Below are 10,056 nucleotides of genomic sequence, written 5' to 3' on the forward strand. Positions count from 1 at the left end.
CAAAGTGATCCACGTTTTACAGATCACATTTGTGATGAAACCTTTTATATTTATGATATAGGTTGGTGGGATCCTGAATACGTTATTAAGCGTAAGAATTTTTTATTTGAAGAAACAATTGCAACTGGAACTACAGATCGTGATCCCTGCAACTTCTATCCTTGTTGTCCTCAAAAAGATAAAAGAATACTGTTGGCAGAGCTGGATTGTCATCAACTTCCTACCGTTGTCACGGCACAGGTACCTCCTCAATTTAGTAGTAGCTATAACAATGATTATTATGAATATTTTAGAGAATGTCTGATCATTCCTAAAGACTTTCCCAGAGAAATAATCACTATAGTCGAAGTTAAATTCATCATAGGTTGTGATGGAGAAACAACCTTAACCTATATTCAGGCGAGAGGTTCATCCCACCACGGACTAATTACAGAAATATCGGCAGCAATTAATAATATGCCTCCTTGGAAGCCAGGCCGCAATAAAGGCCACAACGTCAAAGTTCGAGAGCATCTATCTTTTACTATAGTCGAAGGTAAATTAGTTGAAATTGATGATCACCTTTAATTGTTTAACATTGAGCGCAAAATTATTAGGATTAAATGCTAATATCTTTTCCAGCAATGTTGTACTAGGAAACTCCCCGCTTATTTGAACATTACAAATTGTTTCATCCATGCGTATATTCGCAGCGACAAAGAACATAAAGAGATGTATGAAGACAGACTTTCACGTACTCTTCTGCGGGAAGGCCGGGGTGAAAATCTCCTGGCTGACCCGATTCGCGGAAAGCGTGACACAACAAGACGCTCCCTTAAATAAAGTAATGTCAAATAAATAATAATTACAAATGGCTACAAAAAAATCAAAACGGATTGAAATCAAAACAAAACAAAGTTCTGCAAGTGTTGAAGATTTTATCAATACTATGAAGGATGAACAGAAACGTAATGACAGTTTTATCGTCCTTAATCTAACGCAAACGATAACTGGAGAGGAACCTAAAATGTGGGGAGCATCGCTTATTGGCTTCGGTAAGAGACGATACAAAAGCCCCAAAACAGGTAGAGAGGTTGATTGGTTTCAAATGGGCTTTTCGCCACGGAAAGCAAATTTATCATTGCATCTTGGAGTTGACATACAACAACATTCAGACGCTTTAAAAAAATTGGGCAAACACACAACTGGCGTTGGTTGCTTATACATAAATAAACTGACAGATATAAATCTGGATGTGTTAAAAGATATGATTGAAGCTACGGCAAAAGAAATATAAATGCCTTGCCGGTCACATTGGGGTCTGTAATCTGAACTCTGTCCGGCAGCTAAATTACACTCCGTTCCGAATCCCGCACGTTTCTTAGCCAAGACCATTAAGCGTATTTTGCCTTTTGACATGGAAGGAACATAATTGTAAAGACATGCTAGCCATTTAGAAAATGCTTTTATAAGAAAGGTTTATACTCTTTTCCAGTATCCTGACAGTGGTACGGGACGAGTTTTACCCTCTACACCTCAGTCGCCCGGCTCCAGCCTGGTGTCAACTGCGATCACAGCCTTTGGCCGCAGTCATTCCGGGCATTTGCGTCCCTGCCCTATGCCTCTGGCCATGCATTGCCTCAACGTCAGAGATATTAGTCGGGGCAAAAGCCTCGGTGAATATTTTTATTCTACTTTTGATACTCCTAATTTCATAGTTGCGAAAGATTATTTAATGCTGAACGGTCAATTCAAAAGAAAAGATCAAATAAGATAAATAAAAACAGTGGCAAATGCACTTGCACCCAAGAAGTGGTTGCGTTCTTCGTAGGACAGGAAGGCGGTAAAAATCCTTACCTGCTTCGCAAAAAATCACACCTTCATGCAGTGGATGTTGCAAAAGGGGTTGTACCTTTTCCCCTTCAAACTGAACCATACTAAACTTGTTGCAATGACCAGCGATTTTTTGGCTCGAATAAGGGCTGCCATAGCCAAAACCTTTGTATGTCTTTTCTTGTGCTTGTGCATTCCCGCATGGTTGGGAGCCCAATGGAATAAACTAAATGAATTCACTGCTGATCCATTGTATACCGTGGAATTGGATGCTTATGGAAGGGTGATAATCGGAGGCACTGATTCCATTTACATAGGCACCAACAATGTTTTCAGTGCCATCTATATCGCTGACACACTTGCCATAGGTTATGATCTCATTGCTGTATACGATATTTATTTTACCGATAGCCTGAAGGGCATATTAGTAGGGCCTTCATCAAACCTAAATAATCGCGAACTTATTTTGCAGACTGTGGATGGTGGCGTTACGTGGCACTCACGAAACAGAACCACCCATAATTCTTCGAAGTATTTCATGGCAATAGATACATCCTCTGCAAGTTCTATATACGTAGCTGGCAATATGCCGCGTATTAAAAGTTCGATGAATGGAGGAAATACCTGGAATAATGTTGCTCACAACACCTTTTACGGAATAAGTGATATTGCTTTCCCACAGAAGGACACCGGTATTGCGATTGGGGAAGGCGTGGTTTTAAGATCATATAATAGCGGACAATCATGGACTCCTGATTATTCAGTCGGATATGGTTTTAGGTGCCTTTCATTCGGGGGAACTTACACGGGGTACATAGGAACCGATAACCTGATGCATAAAACAATTGACCGAGGCAACACCTGGGATACCCTACTGACACCATTTTATAATATAAAAGAAGTATTGGCCCTCAATGAAGATACCCTTTTTGTGATAAGCAAACAGGCACCTAATCTTTTGCCAAATGGCATTTTTAGAAGTACTGACGGAGGTTCAAGTTGGGAAGAGTTCCGGGTATTGAGGGACAAGAAAATCATCCAATTTGGATTCAGGGGCTCAAAAGGTTATGCCGTTGGAGAAAACGGACTGATCTATTATACCGATAATCTGGGAGGTACTGCTCATCCTGTCGCAGCTTTTGATACTACCGCTCTTATTCAATGTGGCTATACTGACATTGTGCTCACCAATAGAGGCTCCCCCTCCAATACCCATATTTGGAAATTGGGAGATTCAATAGTCTCAAATAAATTTAATGATACCATTCGGATTGATCTGCTTTCAAGCAAGGATACGCTCAGACTCATTTCATCCAATGGCACTTATACAGATACTGCAGTTATGGAGTTAAACATGCCAATAGTAGAATTTGTGGATGTAGATGCAGGGGACGATATTCATATTTGCGATAACGGAATCGTTCAAATGTCGCCAACAGGATATTCTAACTATACCTGGTGGCCAGCAGATGGCTTAAGCGACTCTACGATCAAAAATCCAGTTGTAAGCATCTCGTCTTCTAAAACTTACTATTTAACCACCTTTAATGATGTCTGTACGGGTACAGATTCTATCACAGTTATATTGGAAGCAAAGGCGGTTTTGCCAGGTTGGGAAAATATTCCCCTTCCTTCCATTTCTTCGTATGGAGACATCAATAATATTCAGTTCACCAGCCCCGCAGTGGGGTATATGATGACTGGTGGCGACATATTTTATCGCACCAATGACAGCGGCAACACCTGGCTCGCTTCCACTCCTTTTTCATGGAATACTTTTTTGTCCAATCTCTATTTTTTAAATGATTCAATGGGCTATGTGGCCAGCAATGCCCTCTATGAAACCAGAGACTCCGGAAAAACCTGGAACAGAAACTATTATATACCGGGAGGTCCATACCGTTCCGTTAGTTTCCCCACGCCTGATACGGGGTATGCAGTGAGCACACGCACGATTATGAGGACGATAGATGGAGGCTTCACATGGAAAAAAATGCACGAAACTCCTAATAACTTTCATGCCTTGAAAGACGTCTACTGCAATAGCGCGGATGAATGCTTCTTTGTTGGAGGGTATGCCTTTTCTTACAGTTTTATCCTTATCTCAAAAGATGCAGGTGAAACCTATACAAATGCGAATCTGGAATTACCAATCTTTGATATTCACAAAATCAAGTTTTATGACAAATATCATGGTGTTGCCACAGGGTTTGGCCCGTATATGATGTTGACCGAAGACCGGGGTTGGAACTGGAAACAAGTGGATATTCCAGTAGACTTTTATCACACCATAAGTGCGGCTGCTTATAGTACGCTAGACACGCTCTATGCAGCCGTTCAAAACATCATTTTCAAATCGCCAAATGGCGGAGCCTGTTGGGATACTTTGCTCAACCGAAATCATGGCTTGGGAGACATCTTCTTTATTAACCCGGTTCGTGGTTTTATTGGGGGAAGCTCCACATTGCACAAAATTGGAGGTGATACGCTATTCCATTTTGATGTTTCCAATATCTGTACAGGGGAAAAATTGACTACCAAAAACCACTCTTCCCATTGTCAGAGGTATGAGTGGTATGTTGACACGACATTATACGCCAGTTCCTACGATACTTCTTTCTGGTTTACTAATTCTGGAACCTACAATATCTCATTATATGGTTACAGGGGATCTGATACTTTGATTCAAACCAGAAAGATAGAGGTTTTTCCGAGGCCAGTGAAGCCAATGCGTCCACTTGGGCCTGCGGATACAGCTTGCGGCACCCCATACCGCACCCAGTTTCATGTTCCCTCATCCACCGGAAAATACCATATATGGTCGTTGATCCCTTCTGAGGCGGGTACTATTCTTAATATGCAAAATGACACCATTACTGTGGAATGGACAAAATACTATACTGGAAAAACTACTTTACGGGTACGGATGATTAACGAAGGCGGATGTGAAGGGCCTTGGTCTGACTCCTCTCATTTCGAGATATTTCCAAGCTGGGTTCCACCACCCCAACCTACTATCAACGACTGGCCAGATCCCTGGCCAGATACGGTATGTTCTAACCAACCTTTTACATTGTTACATGTTACGGGAACACCATTATCTAAATTTCAATGGAGTATAGAAGACAGCCATTCAGCCACCCTTTCCAGTGATGCTGATTCCGTATTGATTTTCTGGGATACCACCTTTACGGGCAATGTTCAAGTATATGTTAGGGAATTGGATCAGTATGGCTGTCCAAGTATCCCTTCCGATACAGTAAACATCTATGTCCAGCAATCTTCAAGGATACCAGTTTCACCCCACGGAGATAGTGTGGTATGTGGAAGTCCTTCTCCCTCAATCTATCGAATCCCAGTCAAAGCTGAGAACTTCTCCAATGTCCAGTGGCACATTGACCCCATAGGAGCTGCTACAGTTAGCAATTACCAAGACTCGATGGTTGCTTCATGGGATACAAGCTTCTCTGGAACTGCAAAAGTTTGGTTTTCTACCAGTACATCAAGATGTGGCGCTCAACAAAGTGATACCATTCAGGTCCATGTCTCAGGTACCATTGCATCTCCAGTCATCTTAGGTGCAGATTCAATTTGCAAAAATGCGCCCGAACCTTTTCCTATCCTTCCATCTGGCAACAATACTTCTGTACGGCTTGCGTGGGATATTTTTCCATCAACGGCTGGGACATCAAACCTAACAAGTGACACATTATGGTTGAAGATCACTCAAAATGTGGATTCAGTGAGAATAAGGGCGTGGGCGATAGATAGTTTTGGTTGCCGTTCAGAAACATCGGCAAGATTAATTAAGATGCTACCCGAGCCTGTTTTTCCTGATTTGATCTTGGGTTCGGATACCTTGTGTTCAGGTAAAAATGCAGTTTTTACCCCTAATAAAACGAGTACAGGAAATAGCTATGCCTGGAAAGTATTACCAAAATCAGCGGGCACCACAAGTTATTCAGGGGATAGTCTTTGGTTCGATGCTCATCCTATCTTTAATGGTCAGGTATCCATCACCCTGTATTCTATGTCAATGCAAGGATGCCCTGGAGATTCAGTTACAAAGTCAATTTTGGTTAAGCCTCTTCCTGCTTCGGTCTCCACTATATCCGGCCCTGATACGATTTGTGAAGGTTCTGCAGTGCTATATTTCATTGACACAGCTCTCTCGAACCTTACCTACCTTTGGAAGGTCAGTCCTGATACCGCTGCAATGGTTTATCATAGTGGCGACAGCGCTGCTTTGGTTTCCTCATTTGGTTATACTGGTGATGTGGTACTATCCGTAACACCCGTATCGCCATTCGGATGCAAAGGCGACTCCACCTTCATTAATATCCATGTGAGCCAGGCACCCGTCAATCAAGTTCCGGACACACCTCAGGGAACTTTGCAAGTTTGCGTTAACGAAAACACCACAACATCAACGCAATATATTACAAACGCCCCGCCCAATTCGAGGCTTGAGTGGACGCTGCTGCCACCAGCGGCCGGGACCATTGACAAAGATTCAGGGTTAGTAAGCTGGAATTATTATGAAGGCAAAGCCTACATTGCCGTTGCTACGATTTTGCCTTGTGGCCGGAGTGGATTTTCCGTTCCGATAGAAGTGCAGGTGGCAAAAGCTGTGAAACTGGGCTACTTGCCTTTGGACACTAGCATAAATACAAACATGCCGCTGGAGTTAAATGCAAATGCCACCGGAACTTTGCCGATCAACTATACTTGGTTTAAGAATAGTGTGCCCCTCCTTGGTCAAACCGATTCAGTATTAAGACTACTACAAGTAGATTCAACCGATGGTGGAAGCTATCAGGTGAATGCAAAAAATATCTGTGGAACGGACACGAGCCATATAATACAAGTGAATATAATGACCGTTAGTTCCGTATTCAATCCGACTACAGAGGTTATGAGAATAGTCCCCAATCCGACAACCGGTATCGCTTATCTTAAAAATAAACCCTATGGCCCAGCCATAATAACCATTGCTGATTTTTCGGGTAAAGTTGTAAGGCAGGTTGTGGCGCCACCCCAAGCGCATGAAATTCCCCTCCAAATGCAAGGACTTTCAGATGGGATATACTTTATTACTCTTCAGTCCGACCGTACCATATTGAAGGGTAAAATCGTACTTGTTAATAGCCTTCGATAGGTTCTGTATATGAAGTTCAGCACGGACATGCGTCAATATAAATAATCATTTCTTATGTAACAATCCGGCAGTTCAAAAAAATGCTCCGGCTCCCATTGTCAACAAGCCTGGCGGAGGCACACCACCCGCCAGCGCGTTGCATTGTTGGTCATAGCTAACGTTGTAGGTCTGGTAGCCACTTGATATCGAAGACCATTGGTTCCGATAGGCTGTGCTGATCCGGGCCTTCTGCGCTGTTCCGGCAAATGCAGGATTGTAGTAGACCGGGGCAGCCATGGGTTGGGTAAAATGTGGATCTTGAGCAGATAGGGATAGGACGATCAGCGAGAAGAACAAGGATAGGGTGAATGGTTTCATATTCTGAGGTGTTTTTCAGCTATAAATGTAATACAATTGATACAACCAAAACAAGAATGGAAACTGAAAGATTGTCATTAAGAGAAAGAAAATCAACCCCTCAATCCCATCGGCTGATATCCGTTGAGAAACTCTGGGACGTAAAGTAGTTCCACGTTTAGTCATCGCTACCAATATAATAATGATTGGCTGAGAATTTTGCTTATTTTAATAGCAGTATTATTTATTAACAGAATTATTTTAGAAAGAAGCAGGCGATTACAATTGCCTGGTAAAAAGAAAAATTCGTTGGAATCGATCCAACAATGATCCGAAGCTCCGTTTCCGCGGGATTTCATACTCGTTGCTACCTTTGCGATACACGAACAAGTAACTGCCTTGAAGCGTGGTGCTTCATACAAAACCAGCGATACTGCAAATCAGGACAATGACTTTTTTGATTAAGATATTTCTCAAGATCAGACATGTAATTCTATATGGAATTTTCCTGGCAATTCTCGTATTCATCCTCAAATGGCTGCAATGGAAGTTCTTGATCGTTGATAATTCCCTGGATATTTATATTGGGCTCATTGCGGTCTTTTTTACCACTCTTGGCGTTTGGGTAGCCACACAATTGACCAAACCCAAAGTTGAGAAGGTGATCGTTGAAAAGGAGGTGCTTGTTCCCCAGCCGGAAAAATTTACGATCAATGAGGAGGAGATGAGCAAGCTAAAACTCACCAACCGGGAATACGAAATATTACAGCTTGTGGCAAAAGGGCATAGCAATTCCGGCATCGCAGACATTTTGTTTCTCTCACTGAGCACGGTCAAAACTCACATCTCTAATCTCTATGTAAAGATGGACGTAAAAAGGCGTGCCCAGGCAATTGAGAAAGCCAAAAGGCTGAGAATAGTTGAATAACTGCGCTCGTACTTTAGTATGATTTCATACCGGAATACATAGAATTGGTACTAAAGTATGAGTGGTCCCAAGCCGGGGAACTGCAGCTTTGCAGCATAAATTTAAAGCAAATCAAAATGAAAAAGAACGTACTCATCTTCGGTTTGGTGCTAGGGGCAATTCAATGCACCCTTACTCTCATAATGATCAACATGATGTACACCGATCCAGAGTTCAAAAGCAATGACGTACTGGGATATGCCATAATGGTGGTTGTGTACTCCTTGATTTTCTTCGGTATACGGAACTATCGAAATAAGGTGCTGGGCGGGATCATTTCATTTGGCAGGGCTTTTAAAAGCGGCCTGTATATTACTCTATTAGCCTCTTCGCTGTATGTCGTGGCCTGGCTGTTTTACTATTACTTGTTTGTGCCGGATTTTATAGAGGTCTACACAGATCATGTGTTACATCAATGCACCACTGAAGCAGAATTGGCCGCTAAAACGGAGGAGATGGAGAATTTCAGCAAAATGTATGAAAACCCGCTATTCGTTGTGCTGATTACGTATGCGGAAGTTCTGCCGATAGGATTGGCGGTGACACTCGTAAGTTCTCTCATCCTGAAAAAGAAAATCAAGGATAAATAGAATGAACTGTTTGTCATTCGTGTTCCGCAGGTTATTTAATCTTTTGGAAATTCAAGTTACCATAAATTTAAAACATCAATTAAAATGGAAAGCAACACAGTAAATGCAAGCATTAAAATTAATGCAACCCCCTCTCAGGTGTGGGAAGTATTAACAAATCCTGAGAAGATTGCCTTATACACAGGCTCCAAAGTGGAAACCGATTGGAAAGCAGGTTCTCCCATTTCCTGGACAGGCGAAATGCAGGGTGCCCCCTATAAAAACAAAGGAGAGGTTTTGGAAATCAGGCCAGCAAGCCTTTTGCGACACACCTTTTGGACAGGCATGGGCGGTGATGCAGACCAGCCTGAAAACTATTCGGAAGTTGCCTACACAATAAATGAGGTGCCTGATAATGCGGTGGAATTGACATATTCCCGAACAAAAATTGCCACTGAAACGGAGGTTCAAATATTCCAGGCTCACATCCGGACCATGCTTGAAGAAATAAAAAGGCTTTCGGAAGAATAATTTGCAAATGTGTGCCTGAAGGCTATGATATTAAAAGGAGTAATCAGCAAACTTGAATCGATTCGGAAAGCGTACATCGCGGATCTTTAATTGAAGTACATTGTTGCCATACCTGGAACGAACAGCGCACATAACTTATGGCAGGGTGGGAGTAAATCGCAGTTTTGGACTTTTTAGTAAGTTTGTCTCAAGGAGCAGAAATGAACTTTGAAAACCGTCACAAGCCAAATGCAAGGCCATTCCAGGGTATCTTTGTCCAAATATGAAGTATTCATTCGTCAATAAATAAAAAGCATATTATGATAAATATTAAGATTGATTTTGTAATTAAGCAAGACGAATCACTTCATGTCGTTCGTGATATTATCAATAACTTTATTGATAATATTCGATTGAATGAACCCGAAACGGTTGAATATAGGTCATTTCAGCATTCTGATGATGAAAGGCATTTTTTTCATCTGATGTCTTTCAAAGATGAGCATGCGCAATTGAAGCATCGAAATTCAGCCTATTGCAACCATTTTGTGTCAAAGCTTTATCCGTTATGCGATGGGGAGCCTAAAGCAGTGGACCTGACAAAAGTAAGAGAGAAATAATATCATTGTGGAAATATTGGCTGAAATAATTAGAGTCTGTCTATAAACACAGGAGTGTTGATAACTAAGGGTTTCATGCGACCA

Annotated in this window: 8 protein-coding genes; 7 read left to right on the forward strand and 1 reads right to left on the reverse strand. The window is 41.9% G+C overall.

The genetic code is table 11. The features are described from left to right. Positions 1-192 precede the first annotated feature (192 nt). The 3 genes from WD077_00595 to WD077_00605 all read left to right on the forward strand — a co-directional run bounded on the left by WD077_00595 (position 193) and on the right by WD077_00605 (position 6,970). Positions 193-567, forward strand: coding sequence for a hypothetical protein (locus WD077_00595; GenBank protein ID MEX0965709.1), 375 nt, complete (start codon positions 193-195; stop codon positions 565-567). A 283-nt stretch (positions 568-850) separates the two neighbouring features. Continuing rightward, positions 851-1,276 carry a DUF1801 domain-containing protein gene (locus WD077_00600; GenBank protein ID MEX0965710.1) on the forward strand — a complete coding sequence of 142 codons (426 nt, stop codon included), beginning with the start codon at positions 851-853 and terminating at the stop codon, positions 1,274-1,276. A 585-nt stretch (positions 1,277-1,861) separates the two neighbouring features. Further along, positions 1,862-6,970 carry a YCF48-related protein gene (locus tag WD077_00605; protein ID MEX0965711.1) on the forward strand — a complete coding sequence of 1,703 codons (5,109 nt, stop codon included), beginning with the start codon at positions 1,862-1,864 and terminating at the stop codon, positions 6,968-6,970. A 72-nt stretch (positions 6,971-7,042) separates the two neighbouring features. On the opposite strand, the gene WD077_00610 is transcribed toward WD077_00605, so the two are convergent. After that, on the reverse strand, positions 7,043-7,327 hold the full coding sequence (locus tag WD077_00610; GenBank protein ID MEX0965712.1) for a type IX secretion system membrane protein PorP/SprF: 285 nt from the start codon (positions 7,325-7,327) through the stop codon (positions 7,043-7,045). 427 nt (positions 7,328-7,754) lie between these two features. Between WD077_00610 and WD077_00615 the strand changes: the two genes are divergently transcribed. The 4 genes from WD077_00615 to WD077_00630 all read left to right on the forward strand — a co-directional run bounded on the left by WD077_00615 (position 7,755) and on the right by WD077_00630 (position 9,972). Next, the gene (locus tag WD077_00615; GenBank protein ID MEX0965713.1) at positions 7,755-8,234 is read left to right on the forward strand and encodes a response regulator transcription factor; all 480 of its coding nucleotides are present in this window, start codon (positions 7,755-7,757) and stop codon (positions 8,232-8,234) included. Positions 8,235-8,350: 116 nt separating this feature from the next. Continuing rightward, positions 8,351-8,863 carry a DUF4199 domain-containing protein gene (locus WD077_00620; protein MEX0965714.1) on the forward strand — a complete coding sequence of 171 codons (513 nt, stop codon included), beginning with the start codon at positions 8,351-8,353 and terminating at the stop codon, positions 8,861-8,863. 84 nt (positions 8,864-8,947) lie between these two features. Continuing rightward, a complete protein-coding gene (locus tag WD077_00625) occupies positions 8,948-9,373 on the forward strand; it encodes an SRPBCC domain-containing protein (protein MEX0965715.1) in 426 nt (141 codons plus the stop codon). A gap of 299 nt (positions 9,374-9,672) precedes the next feature. Continuing rightward, on the forward strand, positions 9,673-9,972 hold the full coding sequence (locus tag WD077_00630; GenBank protein MEX0965716.1) for an antibiotic biosynthesis monooxygenase: 300 nt from the start codon (positions 9,673-9,675) through the stop codon (positions 9,970-9,972). Positions 9,973-10,056 lie beyond the last annotated feature (84 nt).

This window comes from Bacteroidia bacterium (assembly GCA_040880525.1).
Taxonomy (GTDB): domain Bacteria; phylum Bacteroidota; class Bacteroidia; order CAILMK01; family JBBDIG01; genus JBBDIG01.

Coding starts and splice junctions, on each gene's coding strand:
- WD077_00630 (MEX0965716.1), top strand. CDS start 9,673: ATGATAAATATTAAGATTGATTTTGTAATTAAGCAAGACGAATCACTT.
- WD077_00620 (MEX0965714.1), top strand. CDS start 8,351: ATGAAAAAGAACGTACTCATCTTCGGTTTGGTGCTAGGGGCAATTCAA.
- WD077_00610 (MEX0965712.1), bottom strand. CDS start 7,327: ATGAAACCATTCACCCTATCCTTGTTCTTCTCGCTGATCGTCCTATCC.
- WD077_00615 (MEX0965713.1), top strand. CDS start 7,755: ATGACTTTTTTGATTAAGATATTTCTCAAGATCAGACATGTAATTCTA.
- WD077_00600 (MEX0965710.1), top strand. CDS start 851: ATGGCTACAAAAAAATCAAAACGGATTGAAATCAAAACAAAACAAAGT.
- WD077_00625 (MEX0965715.1), top strand. CDS start 8,948: ATGGAAAGCAACACAGTAAATGCAAGCATTAAAATTAATGCAACCCCC.
- WD077_00605 (MEX0965711.1), top strand. CDS start 1,862: ATGCAGTGGATGTTGCAAAAGGGGTTGTACCTTTTCCCCTTCAAACTG.